The following is a 19,908-nucleotide window of genomic DNA, read 5'->3' as shown; positions in this document are numbered from 1 at the left end:
TAAAATCTTGCTTGCCTATCCTATGGATAACAAATCATTCATGCCGACATAGCAGTACCTAAAAACTTAAAATCATATAAAAAATTTATAGAAAATTATAGGATTTTATAGGGTTTATCTTGCTGTTTCTAGCCCCAAGACCCTAGTGTCGTTCTTGTGGTTGATGGCATACAGCCTGCCAAGGATGGCTATGAAATCTTAGTGAAATACTACAGAGAGGGCAAAGAGTTTCAAGCAAAGAGTGCTGTGTTGGCTAACAAAGAAACTTTCTTAACAGCTATGACAAAGGGAGGCTACCAAATTGTGGAATCGCAAGCACAGCAGCTACACACCCCTAAGCAACCCCAAGCCACAAGCTCTAACAACGATTTGACAGAATACATTGGGCGCAATCTTTACATGAACAACAATGGCATCTCTGCTAGTCTTAAGATCACAGACATTGCACACATAGAGAATGGCAAAGTTAGAGTAGACATTAAAGACATAGACAAACCCCGTAAGACTTTAAATCCCTTTATCTTGGATAATGTCAAACACTTTAAAAGCTGGTTTAAGAAGTATAAAGAGTGAGAGGTTTTTGCCCCATTATCATTTGCATTTTAAGCCCCCACGGCGATTGAGTGGCAAATTATGCAAAGGAGCTTGCGACTGAACCCCCGTAAGGGGTGTTGCATAATTTGCAAACTATGCAAACTATGCGACCCCCATACGGGGGTTTCGTTCGCAAGCTCACCGCCTAGTTTGCCCTTGCAGGGGGCTTAGAGAAAATGCCTTAGCATTTTATTTGTGCTAGACTAACTATATGACCAAAAGCATTAGGAGGCATAGGGGCTAAATGGGTAACATTGCGTCAATCAATTTCAAGCCTACAAACAATATTCAGTTAAAACACAATGACCGAACAACACCGCCTACATATTTACTAGCCAAAGAGCTAGGCTATGGCTGTGAGTGCAATAGGAATTGTGATGATGCCTTAGCATTAAGAGATGAGCTTGTAGCCAAAGCCAAAGAGCGATATAAGCAAGCCTTTAATCAGCCCTTTAAATCCACACGCAACCTTTGGAGTGCTGTCGTCAATATCAAGCCCACGACTACCATGCAAGACCTAGAAAGGCTTGCTAGGCACTTCAAAAAAGAATATGGCTTTCAATGCTACCAAATCGCCATACATAGAGATGAAGGGCATATAGACGAAGAGGGCAATGTCGTTATCAATCACCATGCGCACATGGAGTTTGTTATGCTTGACGAACATACGGGCAAAAATGTTTTTCGCACTATAAGACCTAGACACCTTAGACAGATCCAAAGCGAAGTGGCTACAATCTTAGGTATGCAAAGAGGCGTGGATAACCGCAAAAGCGGTGTGAAACGCATTGAGCCTAGAGCCTATGCAAAGCTCATGGAAAAGAATAAAGTCGAGCGCAAAGAGCTTAAGGATAAATATCAAAGTGAGAAAGACAAGAAAAATAGAAATCACCAAATTATCCAAAGAACTTATGATGGCCTTATTGATCTCTTAAAATTAAATGATGACGATCTCATTAAGAATGAAAGCCTGAAAGGACTTAGCTATATTGAAAAGATGGACGCTAGAACAAAGGCTGATCTTGAAATCATTGTGGATAGAATCAATGCCCTTAAGCAAGAAAAGCTAGAGGTAGAAAAGGCTTTAGCAGAGCTCATAGACAATGCGCCAAAAGGAAAGAAAACCCACACCCTTATTGAGGGCGCACGCAAGATTTGGGCTAAACTCAATAAGGGTTTAAAAGAAGTCAATCTTAGTGAATTTGAGGCTGCCGATTATAAAGCCTTGCGTGAGTTAAAGAAAGAGGGGCTTAGTATTGAGAGCTTAAAAGCACGCATTACAGAGCTTGAAAATTTGGCAGAGGCACGCTTACAAGAAAAGATAGAGCTTACAGAGGCAAAAGACAAATTAAGTGCCGAGCTTAAAAACTTGCAAACCGATCATGGTGTTACCCTTGCGAACATGAACCTTTTAAAGTTTGATAAACAAATTCTAGAAAAGCGTGTTAATGATTTTGCAGAGGAAAAGTATAACCTAAGCAGAGGCTATAAGAAAGAGCTTGAAGGCATAGAAAACGAATATAAGGACACTATCCAAGGCTTGCAAACAATAAATAGCAAGCTGTCCAAGCGGATTACAGAGCTTGAAAAGAGAAAGCCTAAAGAAGTATATATATCACCGACAACACCGCCCTTAACACTTTAAAAGCTGGACATGAGCAAGTGATTAAGGACTTAAAAGAGAAACACCGCAAGGCTATCACTGATCTAAATAAAACTCATAACGATGAGCTTACCAGCATGCAAGAACAAATCAACAAGCTTAAACAAGCCCCACAAATGCAAGAAGTGCTAAAGCAAGAGGATATGCCCCCAAACCTTCACAAGCTGACTATGACGCTTTAAAAAGTCAATATGACGATGCGCAAGAAAATCTAAGACAAGCCCAAGAGAAAATCGATGACCTTGAATATGAAAACACTAAACTAAGCGATGCCATTATTGAGTTTGAAACTAAGCACGGCATCACAAGCGACTACCACAAATAAGCCCTTGCATTTTAACATACGCCATAAGTGCTATAAACGCTTGCGAAATACAAACCTTTAAGCGCAATTTATTCTATTGTTAAATCAGCGATAAATACATTTTTGAAACCTTGCTTAGGGTGATCACGCTGTCTTTAAAAAATGTGGATTTGATTGAAAAGATCAGTGCATGCGATTATAGGTAAGAAAAAATAAGCAAATGGGTGTTAGTAGTGGTGCCCCCAAAACTTCCATAGAGTGATATAATTACCGAAATATCTTGGAGATGAATATATGCCAAATTTAAAACATACACAAGTCGAAATGAAACAGCCATTACATGAAAAACAAATAGAAATAAGTGAAGAAAAGCGCGCGAAAATTGTGCAAGAAGCCCGTATTGCATGTCGAAAAAGACTCGAGGATCCGGACATTTTAGCGGTCTATAAAAGATTGGCAGACAAATAGTTTGATTTATATCAATATTGGTGAAGCCATTGATATACATAATGAGATATTGGAGCTGACGGGGGGACTAAAAGGAATAAACCCTACTAGCATAGGTTACCTTGAGAGTGTGCTCGAACACATTAAGAATGATGATTACTACCCAACATTTGAGAGCAAAATGGCGCATCTTTTCTTTTCATGTGTCAAATTTCATCCATTTCCAGACGGCAATAAAAGAACAGCTGTTTATCTCTGTATGCATTTCTTTTTCATCAATGAGAAAGAAATAATAGATAAACTTGAAGAAAAATTGGAAAAACTTGTATTGGATGTTGCCGAAGACAAAATCTCAAAAGATGAATTAAGAACTATCTTTAAAAATTTTTCGGTCAAGGCAAACCAAAAATGTGAGGACATACACATAACACAACTGCTTACAAGCGATTGTGAAACAAGAGAGTAGCTTGAATAAGTCTATTCTCAATACCTCATTCTACCAAATTACTAAATTCTTAACAAAATGGCATACAAACTAAGCGACTTATCTTTACTCCAAAGGGAGCAACTTTTTAGAACCTTGCGTGTTACACTCACGCACCACAGCAACGCCATAGAGGGTTTAAGTTTGCAATTAGACGAAACTAAGCAGCTTTTAGAAAAAGGCTTAACCGCACCTAACAAACCCTTACACGAACAGCTCATTATTTTGGGGTTTGCTAATGCTTATGACTTAGTTGTGCGTGAGGCTAGCAACAAAGACACGCTTTTAACCATAGGTTTTATTAAAGATTTACACTATCTGTTGTTTAAGACCGCTTTAGACATAACCCCGCAATTTGTTTCTAAGCCCATCGGCACTTACCGCACCGCTGAAGTCATTGTGGCGGGTGCAAATTTTGCTCCCACTCCCCCCATTTTTATCGCCCAAAAGCTAGAAAACTTATTGTTTCAATATCTAAGTAATGCCCTTAACCTAACCCAAATTGCTGTGTTTCACGCCGAATACGAGCGTATCCATCCTTTCATTGATGGCAATGGGCGTACAGGTCGGTTGATTATGGCGTTTCAAGCTATCCAAAACGACTTAATCCCGCCCTTGATTGTAGATAGTCGGCGGGCGGAGTATTTGAGCTTTTTAGAAAGTTGTAAAGCAGAGGGTGATTGTGGCGGATTTGCTCGTTTTTTAGAAAGTTGCCAAGAGCAGAGCTTAGAACATGTAGAGCAATAAATGCCGAAATTAACAAGGAAATAAGCAATTTTAAATACCTGCCAAATAGGCAAGGCAGACCCGCAAAAGGCAAGCAAGCTAAAGGGAGTGGCGCAAATGTATTTGAGGACTTGTATAACCTTAACGATGACTTGCCAAAGATTTTGGAGCAAGTGAAACAAGAACAAGCCCAAAAAGGGAGTGGGGGTAAGCATATTTAGCATTGTATTTAATACTATTTGCAATATTTTTTATTTCATTTAATTTAATTTGAAATGTTTTTTATTGTTTAAAATGCGTGGGAGTTAATAGCAAAAAACACGAAACTTTGTTATAGCTAAAAAATGTCAAAAATAAAGGATTATTATGAACCTGGATGAACAAAGCCTAGAAAACGCTAAACAGCTCTTTGAAAACGGGGCAATTAACGACATAGAAGTCGGCACGATTAAGGGACTACAAGATATACATAAAGCCTTGTTTCAGTGGCTTTATGACTTTGCAGGGCAGATAAGGATCAAGAATATCGCCAAAGGCTACTTCAAGTTTTGCTCCGTTCTATATCTTAATGAAGCATTGCAAAAAATAGAGGCGATGCTCCAAACAAACTTTGAAGAAATCATAGAAAAATATGTAGAAATGAATGTAGCACACCCTTTTATGGAGGGCAATGGGCGTGCGACACGCATTTGGCTAGATTGCATTCTTAAAAAAGAATTGGGACTTGTTGTGGATTGGCAGTTTGTGGATAAGAACGACTATTTATCTGCAATGGAGAGAAGCCCCGTTAATGATTTAGAACTAAAAACATTGCTCAAGGCGCATTTAACAAATAAGGTCGATGATAGGGAAGTTATTTTTAAAGGCATCACACAATCCCACTACTATGAAGGCTTAGAGTTAAGGTCTATTGTGCCAAAAACCACGGGTAAGCAAAAATAAATGGCGGGGAAGACCCGCCTACAAAAGGTCGCTGTTATAGCAAAGCAAAATAAGGGTTTTGTGTGGTATAGCTTTGCCCTAGAGCTCTGGTAAGGCAAGAGCTCTAGGCAGTGGGGACAGAGCTACCTTAGCCCCTAAGATTTGTAGTAAGCCAAGACTTAAATAGATTTTCTCTATTCTATCTCCTACCCCGAGGGATAGCTACACTTCTTTTTTTAGGACGGGTAAAAAAACCATAACCGACAAGTTGGCTTATAGCTACTGATGAGAAGTCTATAGAAGTTACTTTTCATAGATAAAAACCACAGATCAAAGAGAGGGTAAGGGCGAAAATTGTTAGGGGGTGTGGCATTTTTGGTGCGACTACTTGAAAGCCACAAACACACACCCCTTGATGCACTACGAAATACGATTAGCTCTACTAGGTTGGCAATGCAAAAACATTGCCTTATGATACGGTGTTTTAAAACTATGTAGGTTAAGATTACCTAGTCTGTACATAAACTAAGAAAAGTGTGGATTTCTTGCTTGAAAAATAGACAGACAAAAGGAATGCAAAATGATGGATACGGACAAGGATAAGGGTTATCAGTATTTGATCAAGGCTCAAAAAGCTTATGCTAATCAGGACTTTTTTAAAGCCTTACAATATTTTCAAAAGGCGGCAAAAAAAGGTGTTGTTGAGGCTTATTATAATCTGGGGGCTATGTATAATAATGGGTTTGGAATTGGTCAGGATTATCAAAAGGCTATTGAAAATTACAAAAAAGCTGCAGACATGGGACTTGCTGAAGCCTATAGTAATTTAGCGAGTATGCACGCCAATGGTCAAGGAGTCCCACAAGATTACTCTAAAGCCTTAGAGTCTTTGCGTAAAGCCACGAATATGGGGGTTGCTGAGGCTTATACTGCTTTAGGCAGTATGTACTATGAAGGGCAAGGTGTTGTTAAAGACTACTCTAAGGCTATGGAGCACTATCAAAAAGCTGCAAATATGGGGGATGTTAAGGCTTGTTTTCATTTAGGTCTTGTGTATGCTAGAGGTCAAGATGTTCCCAAAAATTATTCTAAAGCTCGACAATATTTTCAAAAGGCGCGGATATGGGGCATGGCATTGCTTGTTATAACTTGGGAGTTATGTATTGTGAAGGACAAGGTATTCCTCAAGACTATTCTAAAGCCTTGCAATATTTTCAAAAAGCAGTAGATATGGGAGAGGCTAGAGGTTATTATAATTTAGGGAGCATGTATGCTGAAAGTTTAGGCGTTCCCCAAGATTACTCTAAAGCCTCATATTATTGGCAGAAGGCAACAGAAGGAGGGATAGCTGAAGCTTGCTATAACTTAGGCAACATGTATGCACATGGTCAAGGAGTTGAGCAAGATAGGTCAATGGCATGTCAATATTTTCAAAAAGCTGGAGATATGGGGTGTGCTGAAGCTTATTGCAGTTTGGGAATCATGCATTGCGACACTCAAGATTACTCTAAAGCCCTGTCCTGTTTTCAAAGAGCTGCAGATATGGGGTATTCTGGTGGTTACTATAATTTGGGGGCTCTATATTATGAAGGCAAAGGTGTTACACAAGATTACCAAAAAGCCTTTGAATATTACAAAAAAGTAGCAGATGGGGATAACTCTGAAGTGAGTTATAGCTCCGAAGCTTGCAGTAACTTGTCAGTTATGTATAGTAATGGTCAAGGTGTTAAACAGGATTTGGTTGAGGCTCTAAGATATGCGCAAAAGGCAAAGAATATGATTGAATCTCACATGGGTTTAGAGGGTATGGATGACAAAGATATTGAAGCTTTATTTGAAAAAAGAGGGCATTGGCAAGGGCCTAAAAAATAATGGTGGAGTTGCAAGCGCAAGAGGGGGACACACAGGGCTTTTATGAAATCGTGTGCGAGCACGACAGTCCGAGCTTTCAAGCCGTGTGTGATCCCTACGCTCCGCTCTATCCTTTTTTATCCCACTTGCACCACATCACAAGGGCGGTGGGGCTTTATAACCAATGCCTCAATAACGCCAACTACGACATCCACGAGAATTTAGACTTTTGTTTGGAGCAAACACGCCTAAAGATTATTTTAGAGTGGTGTAGCCCTGAAATGACAAAGCAAGTCCCCATGCTAGAGGGGCGGTTATTTAAGCATAACCACAATGTGTTGTTCTTGTCTTTTAACCCTGAAAATGACAATCCAAACCCACAAGCCCATAAACGCAAGGTGTTTTTTGATTTGAGTTGCACCAATGGGTGTTACCACTTTGCGTCCCGCACAAATGCGCTGTGGCTTGAAACAATAGAAAGTATCCGTGTGCATGCGGTGCAAAAGCCCATAAGACCGCCCGTGCCCAAAGGCATGGGGACTTTTCAAGCCCAAAGCTGGCTAGAAAAACAACCGCTGCTCATGCCTAGAGTGGTGGTGAAAGCTTCTACAAAATTCAGCGAGCAATGGCTCAAAGAAACGGGGTTAGGCAACACAAGGGCGCAAATTGAAAAATGGCACACGGCGATGAAAAACGAACCCCACGCCCGTTTGGTGTTGTTTTTAAATCCACTCAATGAAATGGGCACACGCCTAGAATGCTTTTTAACCACAACGGACATCAGTCCAAAACTCGCCACTTGCCGCTCCATTGCTAGAGAAAAAGACGGCTATCAAGGCGAGAAAGTGCCTACGGGGAAAGAATTAGCCCAACATATCGGGTTTGCTTTGGGGGCTTGCGAGCCTTTGGATTATGTGTTTGTGTTTGATCAATTAGGCATTAACCCCTTGCATGCCCACACTTTTAAAGGGCGAGCATTAGAAGAATGGCAAAAACGAGACACGGCGCAGTTGCTCCAAACCAAAGCTTTAAGTTTACGTGAAAAAGTGTTTGAAAGCATTAGTGAAAAATTTAGCGGACGATCAAAATAGTATTACTTATAGAGTTACATACACCACATTTATTCAAGCATATAAGGTAAGTAATGTATGCAAAAAGTTTAAAGAGAGTCGCAAAAACCGCCTTCTAAACTTGCCCCAAAATACAAAAAAGCTAGTAAAGCGATGATCAAAACCATGCTAAAATGTGCTCTCTACAAAAACCATAAAAGAGTAAAGTAATCTGCCCTGTGTTGCAGAATCGAGGAGTTTTTGATGCATAACACCCCCATTCTTTTAGTTAATGCCCCGCAAGTAGGCATCCAATGCGCTTAGATCAAATCCTTAAAACTTCTCAAATAAAGTATTTTTCTAGCCGAGCGATTCAAGCCCTCGAGGAGCGTCTTATTGCAACAACAGACAAAAATGGTAATACCTCTTACAAAGTGTCTTGCTTGGCACGCCATAAAGAGGTAGCACTCAAGCCTGAAGAGGTGATCCGCCAGCTTTTCATCGATCAATTGGTGCAAGAGTATGGCTACCCCATAGAACGCATTAAAGCAGAACATCTCATCAATTTTGGGCGATCTGCTAATAACCGCGCCGATGTAGTGGTGCTCGATGAAACCAAGCAGAGCGTGTATATTGTGATAGAACTCAAAAGCCCACAATTTCAAGAGGGGATCGCTCAGGTCAAAAGCTATGCCAATGCTACAGGTGCACCTTTGTGCGCGTGGTGCAATGGCAACAATTTGATGGTTTGGCAACGCAAAGAACCCAACACCTTTACAGAAATGCTGTATTTGCCTAGTGTCGATCAAGACATTAGAGACATTTTTAATGAGCATTTCACCTATATAGATTTGCAAAAACAAGACATTTTACAAAGCAATCGGGTGAGCTTGAAGGACAAGATTCTATTGATTGAAGACGATGTCCTTGCCAATAGCGGAGAAAATGCCTTTGAAGAAGTCTTCAAACTCATTTTTGCCAAACTTTACGATGAATTGCAAGCCTATCGCTACGACGAAGAAAAAATCAAAGAATACCATAAACTAGAGAAACAGGGGGCTGATCAAGGACAACTTTTAAAGCTGTATCAGAGCATGCGTTCCTTAGAGTTTGCCCTAAGAGATGAGGATAACGAGAGTCTGAACCAACGCCTACAAGATCTTTTCACAAAAGCCAAAGAAGAATGGCAAGGGATTTTTGCCAAAGAGAGCAAGATCGCCCTAACCCCCGATCACCTAGAAATCTGTGTGGGGAGCTTGCAAAAATGCAAGTTTTTCAACTCCAATCTAGAAGTGATAGACGATGCCTTTGAATATCTTGCCAACAAGGATTCTAAGGGCGAAAAGGGGCAGTTTTTCACCCCGCGCTATGTGATCGATATGTGCGTGAAAATGCTAAACCCCAAATCCAATGAGAGCATGATTGACCCTGCTAGTGGGAGCTGTGGCTTTCCTATCCACACTTGTTTTTATGTGTGGCGACAAATTTACCAAGCACTCAACTTACCCGAAAGTGAAATGTTCACGGCAGATAAGAAGCCCCTAGATGCGACAAAGTATGTCCAAAACTATATTTTTGCCATTGATTTCGACCCCCGCACCACGAGAATTTCTAAAATGCTTAATCTCATTGCCGGGGATGGGCATAGCAATGTCTTTAAGCTCAATTCCCTAGATTTTAGCAAGTGGCACGCCCAAAAGGACATTGACAAAGCCACCAAAACCTTTAATAAGAATTTTGAAAAGCTCGAAGATAAGTTGCCAGAGGAGGAGTTAAACAAGGGAGAGTATAAGCGTAGTTATAAATATTTTAAGTTTGACCTTGTGATGACTAATCCCCCCTTTGCGGGCAATATCAAAGAAAACGAGATTTTAAGAAACTACACTCTAAGACAGACAATCACCCTCAAGGACATCACGGCAACGCACGAGGATCGAGAAAAGCGAGAAGACCTTGTAGAAACGACAGCGGGCTACAAGAAACACCGAGTCAACCAAAATGTGTCCCCCACCAAAAAGGCGACAAAACAAGAAAAGATCGTTGAGGAAGCCATCGCTCAAGGGCATATCTTTGAAAAAACCCCCACATACCTAGAAATGCTAAACCATCCGGGCTATCTCATCAAAACCCCCAATGGGTATCAACAAATCGTTATTAATGAGTGTAAGCAAATCACCCGCGACATTCTCTTCATTGAAAGGACTCTAAACTTACTCGGACCCGGCGGGCGCATGGCAATCGTGTTGCCTCAAGGGCGTTTCAACAACGCCAGCGATCAGAATATCCGCACTTTCATTGCTGAGCACGCCCGCATTTTAGCCGTGGTAGGCTTGCACCCCAATGTCTTTAAACCCCACACAGGCACCAAAACCAGCGTGCTTTTCGTGCAAAAATGGGACGATGAACTCTGCCCTAAGCAAGAGGATTACAATATCTTCTTTGCGACCATGCAAGAGCCCAGCAAGGACAATTCAGGGGACAAAATCTATGTCAAACAAGAGCTTGTAAAAATTGAGCGCACCACAGGGGGGCACACCAGCACAGAAGAATTAAGCCTAAAAGACTTTAACGCCATCTATCCCAGCCTAGAGATGGCAAACTTTATAGAGTTTGAAGGACATAAGATCGGTCAAGAAGAATATAAAAAACTTAAAACTGAACAGCAGAAACAAGCCCTCATCCAAACAGCTATCTTGGAAACCCGCCCCCTCTTAGACAAACACGGGCATTTGATTGTCAAGCACGACCTATTTAACCACGAGGGGCTAACACAGGATGGCATCGCTGAAGCATTTATCGAGTTTGCTAAACTAGAGGGCTTGAGTTTTTGGAAATGAAAGAGTTTATCCCCAAAGAATTACCCCCAAACTTCACCCCTGATGCCCATATTTATAAACTCTTGATCCGAGCGCATGCCAAACTGGGCGAGCTCAAGGGCGTGGCTAAAATCATCCCCAACCAAAACATTTTAATCAATTCTCTAGTTTTGCAAGAGGCTAAAGAATCGAGCGCGATTGAAAACATCATCACAACCCATGATGAACTCTTTTTAGCCCAGATTGAGCCTAGCAAGATGACTAAAAATGCTAAAGAAGTGCAAAATTACGCCAAAGCTCTTAGAATAGGATTTGCGCTTATCCAAAAAGAAAAAATCTTACGCAATAAACACATTTTAGAAACCCATCGGGAATTAGAAGGCAATGATGCCGGCTTTAGAACCCAAAAAGGCACGAAGCTTAAAAATCCTCTTACAGGCCAGATCAAGCACATTCCGCCTCAAAATAACGCAGATATCAAAAGATTAATGGGCAATTTAGAGTGCTACATCAATGAGGACATGGACTCTTTAGACCCCCTCATTAAACTAGCCATCATCCATTACCAGTTTGAGGCAATCCACCCTTTTTACGATGGCAATGGGCGGTGTGGACGGATTTTAAATATCTTGTATCTCACACATCAGGGCTTATTAGATCTGCCTATTTTGTATTTGAGTGCCTATATTATCAAATACAAAGATCACTATTATGAACTCTTAGCACAGGTGGGTCAAAGCGGGGACTTTGGCGCATGGGTAGCTTACATCTTGGAGGGGGTGGCTAAAAGCGCAGAGGCAACGATTCATAGGGTTAAGAAAATCCAGCAAGCCATGCGGACATATCAGCAAATCTTACAAAAGCGCGCGCCTAAGATTTACAGTAAGGATTTAATTGAAATTCTATTTTCCCACCCTTACACCAAGATCGAATTCTTAGAAAGTCGCTTAAACATCCACAGACACACGGCATCAACTTATCTTAAAGAATGCGAAAATTTAAAAATGCTTCATAGTATCAAAAAAGGTAGAAATAAATACCTTGTCAATGTAGCATTATTTAGCATTTTATCCCAAGAACTCATTTGTTGAAATTTTTACATTTTTTTCGACATATTACCAGAATATGTCGAAATTTTGGACTTTTTTCGACATAACATGTAATCATGCAATTGTATACATAATATGTTGAAAGTACGTTGAAAAGGAAAACATGAACTCCCTAGCTCAAAACTACCCTCATTTAGAGATCAGCGTTTTAAAGTTAAGCGAAGTTTTACACGACAACCCCACCAAGCGCCTAGACGCTGAGTATTTTAAAAGAGAGTGGGTAGGGATTAAGAACGAGCTACTTTCTGTGCCAAACGAATATTTGCGTAATCTCATTTCATTTAATGCCCGCTATTCACAACCCACATACGACCAAAATAGCCAGCTAAAAATTATCAATAGCCAGCATGTTAGAAACGAATGTATTAACCATGAAAACGCAAGAACGGGTTATGGCGCAGTCGTGCCAAGAGAGGCTATACTCATAAACTCAACAGGTGTAGGCACTCTAGGTAGGGTTTTTATCAATCTCTTAGATTTTGACTTTAGCGTTGATAACCATATCAACATTTTAGTTGTCAAAGATTATAAAAAGTTATTGCCGGGCTTTTTAATGGTGTTTCTGCAAACAAAATTCGGGCAAGCTCAAATCAATCGTTATTACAGCGGTACTTCAGGGCAAATTGAAATTTACCCAAGAGATTTTAATAACTTTCTAATCCCCCTTCTCCCCCTAGACTTTCAAGAACGCATCGCCCACCTAGTGCAAACCGCCCACCACGCCCTAGAAAACAGCAAGCACCTTTATAAAGAGGCGCAAGTCTTGTTAGAGCAAGAGCTAGGCACACCCCCCAAAGCCCCAGCTAAAGAACATCAAATCAAACGCCTGAAAGAGAGCTTTTTAACCACAGGCAGGCTCGATGCCGAGTTTTATCAGCATAAATACACCAAAATAGAGGACTTGATTAAAAACTATAGGGGCGAGGTTTGCACCCTTGAAGAAGATGAAATTTACGATGCCCCCTTTGAGCCCCAGTCTAACACAACCTACCGCTATGTTGAGCTTGCCCATATTGGCAATTATGGCAATATTGCAGCCCACACAGAGGCACTGGGCGCACACTTACCCACCCGTGCAAGGCAACTAGCAAAAGAGGGTGATGTCTTGCTCTCTAGTGTGGCTGGGAGCTTGAGTCGTTGCGCCCTTGTTCCACCCCACTTAAGCCCTTGTGTGGTTTCTACGGGCTTTTTTATCCTGCGCTCGCCCCGCTTTAACCCTGAAACCCTTTTAACCCTTTTAAAATCCCCGCTTCTCCAAACCTACCTAGCCAAATTCCCCAGCGGGACAATTTTAAGCGCCATCTCTAAGAGTGCTCTGCAAAGCGTGTTGCTCCCAAAAATCCCCACCACCATTCAAGAACAAATCGCGCACTGCGTGCAAGAGAGCTTAAAGCACCGCCAAGAGGCTAAAGACCTATTAACCGCAGCCAAAGCTAGGGTCGAACACGCCCTAACAGGGGGGGGGGGGGGGTAACCCTTGATTTGACCCTCATTAAGGCTAGCTTAAAACGCGCCCGCCATTTAGAGCGTTTAGCCCAGTGGCTTTTGCTAGAAACCTTGCTTTTAAACCAAAGAACCCACAGCATTAAAACCTTAAAGCAAAGTCTAGGCACAAGCGGGCGTTTGGACGCGGAGTTTTATCAAGAGAAGTATGAACGCAATGAAGCCTTGATCCAAGCCCACCACCATGCCCACTTACACGAGTTAGTGAAGATTAAAAAGTCCATAGAGCCGGGAAGCGGGGCTTACAAAAGCACAGGCGTGCCCTTTGTGCGGGTTAGCAATCTTAGCCCTTTGGGGATCAGCCCCACTGAAGTGTTCTTAAGCCCTAGTCAAGAATTTGAACCCCTTTACCCCAAAGAGGGGGAAGTGTTGTTTAGCAAAGATGGAAGTGTGGGGATCGCCTATTGTGTCCCCCACAACCTAGAAGTGGTGTTAAGCGGAGCCATCTTGCGCCTTGTAATTGGGGATAAAACCAAAATCAACCCACACTATTTCGCCCTAGTCTTAAATAGCCAAATGACACAGCTACAAGCCCAAAGACACATTATAGGCTCGGTGATCGCCCACTTGAGTGTGGAAACAATCTCCCATTTTTTAATCCCCCTTCTGCCCCTAAACCTTCAAGAGCAAATTGCTAACAAGCTACAAGAGAGTTTTAATTACGGCCAACAAGCCAAACAACTTCTGACCCAAGCCAAGTTGGAAGTAGAAGAGGTGTTAAGAGGTGTTAAGAGGTGTTAAGAAATGCTAGAACAAACCCACCTTTTGCTCACTAAGCCATTAGTGTTAATGTTAAGGAAATACACAAAAACACTCTACAAGCCCCCACAACCGCTTCCACCCCCCAAACCATAGTTTGATATACTCCCTACCCCTAACTTTTCGCTCTACGACCTTTTAAAAGCGCTTTAAACACTATATTTTGTTTTATCACTTTGCGTTTTCTTACTTTTCAAAGACATGATTGCTCTGTTTGGTTGTTTTTTCAACTCTCTCCCAAAAAATACGAAAAACACGATTACCCAGTAGTCATAGATACTTCAAAACCAAAACTCCAATCCTCACTTCAAAACTCTCTCTTGGGGGTTTGGGGGCTTGCCCCCAAGAGCAATATAGATACCAAACGCAAGCTTGGCTTACCTTTTCATGCCTTGTACTTTGTTTTTGCAAACTTAGCTTAACCGAAATTTTCTCGTGCGTGCGTAAGAACTTTGTTAACCAATTTGTAGATCTTTTGTACGGCGGCCTTGTGGACTTTGTAAACTGCGTTGTCTACGGGGTTTCAAATGCTTTAATAAACCTTAATAAGGGGTAAATTCGGCAATTTAAGGGGTAAATTACATAAAATCCTTAATTTATGCTACAATCACATAATAAGCTCAGCAAAGATCAGCAAAGAAAGGTGTTGAAAAAAGGTGGTTCAGGATCAAAAACAAGTTTTGGGTAATGAGATCATGAAACTCCAAGCACTAATAGATGTTGAAACAAACCAAGCACTCAAAGACATTTTAAAGCAAGAAAAAGCTGAATGTGTAAAAAAACTTTTAGCCTTAACATCAACACAAAGCCCCCGACCACCCCAAGAAAACCAAGAACAAAAGCCAGTCAAAGAAAGTTCACCCCAAACATCCACAAACGCTTCGCAAACCCAAGCACAACAGACCATTAAGCAAGAGCAAGTTATCCCACAAGTTGAAAACTCACAGTCGACCCTAAACCAAGACACAGAGCAGAACCAACAAGAAAGCACAGCACAAGCTCTCCGAAATGTGTCTAAAAATACCGTGCTTGCTAAAGACTTACGCATAGCCGATTCAACTAGGGTAACCTTACACAACGATATTTACAAGGTTAATCTAGGCAAGTTAGGGGCATGGGAGAGCAACTTGCTCTTTGCTTTATTCAACCGCCTCAAAGATCAAGGCGACACTTGTATACGCTTTGAACCTCGTGAGGTCAAGGAAATGATCGGAGATGTCAAAATTAACAACAATGATTTATTAAGAGTCGTCGAAACTCTTTGGAAAAATGTACGCATGGCTAACTTTTGGGAGATCACACGCTTTGTAGATAAAGGTGAGAAACTTACAAAAAGAAAAAATTTCTTTTTATTTAGAGATTTTACGATTGTTTCCGATCAAACCCCCAAACTCCGTTACATAGAAGTCGGTATCAACACCCCCTACTTCACCCATTTACTCAATAACCTTAGTGCAAATTTTACTTCTTTGCAATTAAAAATTTTTATGTCTTTGCGGAGCAAATACGCCAAAGCTTTGTATAGGCTCTTGGTACGCTTTGAGGATGTAAAAAAGCACTGTATGTGTGAGGTGCTCACCTATAAAAGCGACTTTGAGGGGTTTAAAGAGTTTATGGGGATACCTAAGAGTTTGTCAATTAAGGATACCGATACGATACTAAAACCCGCCTGCAGAGAGCTAGGTGTCCCCATTGATGAAGGCTATAACCCTGAAAACCCCGATCGCTCTTTACCTTATGAAACCATCTTTTATATAAAAATCAAAAAAGGCAAGGGCAATAAAGTTGTGGGCATCACTTTTCACTTCATGCCTCATCCCCACCTTGATATGCAAAAAGCCATCATGAAACGCCACACACAAAACCGCTTTAAAGACACTATGGCACAAATCCAAAAGGAAGAGAAAGAGAAACAAGAAAAGAAAGCCAGAGAAGAGGTAAGAAGTAAGAGAGATCATTACAACAAACAAGAGTTAAAAACCCTTAATAGCTTTATAGGGCTTAGTGGTCCTTTGTTTGACAAAGACTTTGAATACCACTTTAAAAGTGTTAAGCTCTTGATGGTAGGCTCTTTTGGAGGTGATAACGCTAATCTCATGGGTGTCTTTTAAGATCAACACAACCGATCACACGGATCGTAGCCATGCCGAGCGTCTGCGCTCTTTAAACCAAGCCTATCTAAAATTTATCCCTAAAGGATTTCCTGATTGCTTTATATACTTCTTTGAAGACCATGAGAGCTTACTTAGGGAATTTGTGAAGGGGGCAAAGTGAAAACAAAGCAATGCCAGAATTAGATAAAAAGAAAGCAGAGCTTGATGATTTAAAAACTTGGCGTAGTTATGCCGTTACCTCTTTAATTGCCCTAATTGCTTTTGTTTTTACTAGATACAGCCAAAGTAATATAGTTATAGTCGCTATCAGCTGTCTAAGCATCATCCTACTTTAAATTGCAATCGTGGTCTTGCAATTTAAAATTAAAAAATTAATCAAAGAAATAGGAGAGCTGTGATGGGAACTCTAGTCATTTCTTCTGTAGTGTTTGGGCTTATTTGCTTTTTTTTGTGGCTTTCTATATTGCAATCAGCTAGTTTAGTGGCTTATATCATTGTGTTCTACAATTTCCTACAACTACGACTTAAACCAAATCTAACCATATAATGCCATAAGAATGATTGCGCTGTGCCAAACATGCTAAACTTGTAGTAATAGAAATTTAAGCCCCCACGGCGATTGGGTGGCAAATTACCCGAGCGAACTTGTGAGCGTCCCCCTTGTGGGATTGGATAATTTACTTACCCTACCCCCTTACGGGGGACACTTCGCAAGCTCGTTTAGGTAAGTTTGCCCCATTTGCGTCTAGCATTAGGTATACAGACATAAAACAATTAAAGGTGAACGATTTTCTTTACACCTCAACACTCAAGGAGTTTATCGCCAAATCTCTCTATGGGATAGGCATGATTTACAGAAAGAAAGGCAACGCTAAAGCTGAAAAATTCTTAGAAAAGGCGTTTGACTTTGGCTATGAAAAGACTAAAGAACAAATTAAATGGCTACCCATGTCTAAACCCCTTTTCATCTTGTTCTTAGGGGCAAGCGCTCTAATAGCCGCACCTCCCATTCTGCCACAAAAACTATTTGCCACATAATTAGCAGGTGAGGGCGCACAAGCAGTGGATCGCATTAACCAAAAAGTGCAAAGCTTCTGTTGATGGTGAAGAGAATCATGAGAAACTTTATTTTTTGGTCTTTGGTTGGTTTTTTAGTGCTATGGGTTGATTGGCACAGACACATCACTGATATTAGTGATTAGAGCAGTGTAAAGTGCGAGATCTTGAACTTGAATCAGAACAATATTTAATTGTATATATATTTAATATATATACAATAAATTAAAAAATATTTAAAATTTTGATTAATCAAATGAATAATGTTTATAATAATGTAAATTTTGATATTCTACAAGAGGATATTGTTCATGTCTTGCAACTTTTAGGGTATAGAGAACATGTCAAAAGCTGCTGTGGTTGATCGAACACTTTTTGCTAAACTTTGCTATACTATGAACACTGAGAGCTTCATGCTAGTATTGAATTGGAGGTTTTGGCGATGAAATTGGGTCGGGAGGAGATTTCAGAGATTGTTAAGTCCCACATGAAAAGTGTTGGGTATGATACTAGGGATTGGACTGTAGAAATAGTGTTGCAAAAGTTTAACAGAAAAGTAGAAGATGAGAATAGAACAGAGGTCAGTATCCCCTTTTACCAACGCGAGTTTGTTTGGAACGATGAACAAATTGCCCGTTTGGTGGAAACAATTTTGTTGGGTCTGCCCTTGCCTTTGATTTTTCTAGAGCAGACACAAACATGCATGTTTGAGATCATCGATGGTTCGCAACGCATTAGGGCTTTAGATAAGTTTTTCAGAAACGAAAAGAAACTTTGTAAACTGAAAATTTTAGAGAAACTCAATGGCTTAAAGTTTGGAGATCTTCCCTCAGCCGTGCAACGACAACTCAATAATTATTCCTTGCGCATCATTGTTCTTCAGCCTCGTGGAGAGGATGAGGCTGATATCGCAGCGAACTGTTTGACAGAATTAATACAGGCGGAACAAATACCACACGCATGGAGTTAATCAAAGGAAAAAACTACGATGGTAATGCTTTTCTGAAGTTAGTCTATAAAGATTTGTCTACACAAGAGAAGTTTAGAGAGATTGCCGCATTTGGTCCCCGTTATTCCTTGAGAGGCTATCAGCAGGAATTTATCGTGAAATTCTTTGCTTTTTACGATCTTTATAAACAAAATAAAAAAATTGCATTGAAAGTTTTGCTTATCGAGCACTTACAAGATGTGATAGAAAAGCAAGGAGAGTCTTGCAAGGACGTTAAGCATGTAGGTGTGTTGCGTCAGCGTTTTGAAAAAACTGTGGATTTTATCGTGGAGCATGATCTAATTGATCGGGAGCAATACAAACAAAAGAAAAAGGAAAAGTTATTGCCCATTATGCTAGCTGTGGCTTTGTATTTAGATGGCACACACCAAAGCGAGAGTTCCAACATCCAAGATTCGCAAATTTGGACTTCGGAATTTGAAAAGAGAGCCAATGAGGCGACTCTGAGCTCCTTGAGTGCAAATGTTGCGCATGTTCTAAGCCAATTATGTAGCAGTAAGTGCTCCTAATGGAACTACTTTCTAAAGAGCATTGGGTAAAACAAAGTGTTTTTTTAAAGGATTTTTTACGCGGTCTTAGTTTGCGCGATAGTTCCCAGGAACTAGTAGGTTTAAAAAGTAGCGATCGTTTTTATTCCAAGTATCGTTCCACCTTGCATGCACAGTTCATATTGATGCTTTACACCACCCTTGAAAGTGTAGTGATACAAAGTGTTCAAGATGTTTTTGATGTCATTAAGGATCAAAGAATTTGTTTCGAAAGACTTAATAAAGAAATCCAAAAGATCTACATAAAGATAAAATGTCCTATAGATGATAATAAGTCTAGAGAAGAGGTGTTCCTAAGCATACTAGGTATGTTGAAAAAAGAGAAAATTGTGGATGTGCAGTGCCAAAAACCATTCAAGAGAGGCAATCCTTTCAAGAGGGGCTCTTTACATGTCAAGCATATTAATGACCATATTCTTGAAAAAATAGGTATAAATAGGTTTGTATTTGAGATATATCATAAAAATCTCAGATGCAATATTGTAGAGAAAATTAGTGAGATTTCAGAGACATGCAACAAGCTTGCACATGGTGCAGAGAGTTTTCAAGAATACGGTAGTCGTCTTGGCATTCAGGATTTGAGGCAATACTTCTGTGCGCTGTGCTATTACATGCACGCTTACCTTAGATGTATTGCCAAATATATCCAACAAAAAGGTTATCTCAAAAACGAGTAAGTTTTTGCTATTTCCAACCCTCGGTCTGCCTCCTAGGGGGTCTTTCAGACTATGGAAACTATATCAGTATCCCATGCTTTCTATGTAGTCCGTGCGATCCTGATTTGACTTTATTGGGTTCCACAGCCACACAGGTCATAGATAAGTTGGATTAGAATTTAATGAGCCCAGACGATAAAAGAGCAAATTTAGAAAATCTTTACCTATAAAATGCTCATGTTTTTTCCAAAGCCTTAAAAAATCCCTAAGCTATGTGAGAGAACTAAACTCCATTCTTC

Annotated in this window: 18 protein-coding genes; all 18 read left to right on the top strand. The window is 40.5% G+C overall.

Annotated features, from left to right (window positions below):
* The first annotated feature begins 156 nt into the window (after nucleotides 1-156).
* The 18 genes from QSJ47_RS06965 (at nucleotide 157) to QSJ47_RS06880 (ending at nucleotide 19,630) form a co-directional block, all read left to right on the top strand.
* Nucleotides 157-573 (top strand): hypothetical protein, encoded by a 417-nt coding sequence (locus QSJ47_RS06965; RefSeq protein ID WP_285602889.1) that lies wholly within the window; start codon nucleotides 157-159, stop codon nucleotides 571-573.
* A 265-nt stretch (nucleotides 574-838) separates the two neighbouring features.
* Complete coding sequence (locus QSJ47_RS06960) at nucleotides 839-2,239, top strand: hypothetical protein (RefSeq protein WP_285602888.1); 1,401 nt, start codon at nucleotides 839-841, stop codon at nucleotides 2,237-2,239.
* Nucleotides 2,240-2,256: 17 nt separating this feature from the next.
* Entirely contained in the window at nucleotides 2,257-2,439 is a 183-nt protein-coding gene (locus QSJ47_RS06955; RefSeq protein ID WP_221272661.1) for a hypothetical protein, read from the top strand.
* A gap of 591 nt (nucleotides 2,440-3,030) precedes the next feature.
* Nucleotides 3,031-3,474 carry a type II toxin-antitoxin system death-on-curing family toxin gene (locus QSJ47_RS06950; protein ID WP_285602887.1) on the top strand — a complete coding sequence of 148 codons (444 nt, stop codon included), beginning with the start codon at nucleotides 3,031-3,033 and terminating at the stop codon, nucleotides 3,472-3,474.
* A gap of 57 nt (nucleotides 3,475-3,531) precedes the next feature.
* A complete protein-coding gene (locus tag QSJ47_RS06945) occupies nucleotides 3,532-4,239 on the top strand; it encodes a Fic family protein (protein WP_221272660.1) in 708 nt (235 codons plus the stop codon).
* Between the two features lie 345 nt (nucleotides 4,240-4,584).
* Nucleotides 4,585-5,160 (top strand): protein adenylyltransferase Fic, encoded by a 576-nt coding sequence (gene fic / locus QSJ47_RS06940; RefSeq protein WP_285602886.1) that lies wholly within the window; start codon nucleotides 4,585-4,587, stop codon nucleotides 5,158-5,160.
* A 559-nt stretch (nucleotides 5,161-5,719) separates the two neighbouring features.
* Nucleotides 5,720-6,367 (top strand): tetratricopeptide repeat protein, encoded by a 648-nt coding sequence (locus QSJ47_RS06935; RefSeq protein ID WP_285602885.1) that lies wholly within the window; start codon nucleotides 5,720-5,722, stop codon nucleotides 6,365-6,367.
* Nucleotides 6,262-7,011: an SEL1-like repeat protein gene (locus QSJ47_RS06930; RefSeq protein WP_285602884.1), complete on the top strand. Its 750-nt coding sequence runs from the start codon at nucleotides 6,262-6,264 to the stop codon at nucleotides 7,009-7,011. Before QSJ47_RS06935 ends, QSJ47_RS06930 begins: the two co-directional genes overlap by 106 nt.
* Nucleotides 7,012-7,013: 2 nt before the next feature.
* On the top strand, nucleotides 7,014-8,081 hold the full coding sequence (locus QSJ47_RS06925; RefSeq protein WP_285602883.1) for a hypothetical protein: 1,068 nt from the start codon (nucleotides 7,014-7,016) through the stop codon (nucleotides 8,079-8,081).
* Nucleotides 8,082-8,353: 272 nt separating this feature from the next.
* Nucleotides 8,354-10,876 carry a type I restriction-modification system subunit M gene (locus QSJ47_RS06920; RefSeq protein ID WP_285602882.1) on the top strand — a complete coding sequence of 841 codons (2,523 nt, stop codon included), beginning with the start codon at nucleotides 8,354-8,356 and terminating at the stop codon, nucleotides 10,874-10,876.
* Nucleotides 10,873-11,946, top strand: coding sequence for a Fic family protein (locus QSJ47_RS06915; protein WP_285602881.1), 1,074 nt, complete (start codon nucleotides 10,873-10,875; stop codon nucleotides 11,944-11,946). The genes QSJ47_RS06920 and QSJ47_RS06915 overlap by 4 nt, the downstream gene beginning before the upstream one ends.
* A 121-nt stretch (nucleotides 11,947-12,067) precedes the next feature.
* Complete coding sequence (locus tag QSJ47_RS06910; protein WP_285602880.1) at nucleotides 12,068-13,438, top strand: restriction endonuclease subunit S; 1,371 nt, start codon at nucleotides 12,068-12,070, stop codon at nucleotides 13,436-13,438.
* A gap of 8 nt (nucleotides 13,439-13,446) precedes the next feature.
* Nucleotides 13,447-14,208: a restriction endonuclease subunit S gene (locus QSJ47_RS06905; RefSeq protein WP_285602879.1), complete on the top strand. Its 762-nt coding sequence runs from the start codon at nucleotides 13,447-13,449 to the stop codon at nucleotides 14,206-14,208.
* Between the two features lie 674 nt (nucleotides 14,209-14,882).
* Complete coding sequence (locus tag QSJ47_RS06900; protein WP_285602878.1) at nucleotides 14,883-16,337, top strand: replication initiation protein; 1,455 nt, start codon at nucleotides 14,883-14,885, stop codon at nucleotides 16,335-16,337.
* A gap of 849 nt (nucleotides 16,338-17,186) precedes the next feature.
* Nucleotides 17,187-17,378, top strand: coding sequence for a hypothetical protein (locus tag QSJ47_RS06895; protein ID WP_285602877.1), 192 nt, complete (start codon nucleotides 17,187-17,189; stop codon nucleotides 17,376-17,378).
* Between the two features lie 445 nt (nucleotides 17,379-17,823).
* Nucleotides 17,824-18,366 (top strand): DUF262 domain-containing protein, encoded by a 543-nt coding sequence (locus QSJ47_RS06890; protein ID WP_285602876.1) that lies wholly within the window; start codon nucleotides 17,824-17,826, stop codon nucleotides 18,364-18,366.
* Nucleotides 18,357-18,914 (top strand): hypothetical protein, encoded by a 558-nt coding sequence (locus QSJ47_RS06885; RefSeq protein WP_285602875.1) that lies wholly within the window; start codon nucleotides 18,357-18,359, stop codon nucleotides 18,912-18,914. The genes QSJ47_RS06890 and QSJ47_RS06885 overlap by 10 nt, the downstream gene beginning before the upstream one ends.
* Complete coding sequence (locus QSJ47_RS06880) at nucleotides 18,914-19,630, top strand: MAE_28990/MAE_18760 family HEPN-like nuclease (RefSeq protein WP_285602874.1); 717 nt, start codon at nucleotides 18,914-18,916, stop codon at nucleotides 19,628-19,630. Before QSJ47_RS06885 ends, QSJ47_RS06880 begins: the two co-directional genes overlap by 1 nt.
* Nucleotides 19,631-19,908 lie beyond the last annotated feature (278 nt).

Source organism: Helicobacter sp. NHP22-001 (assembly GCF_030270165.1).
GTDB classification, from domain to species: Bacteria; Campylobacterota; Campylobacteria; order Campylobacterales; family Helicobacteraceae; genus Helicobacter; species Helicobacter gastrofelis.
This window is presented reverse-complemented; position numbering and strand designations above follow the sequence as displayed.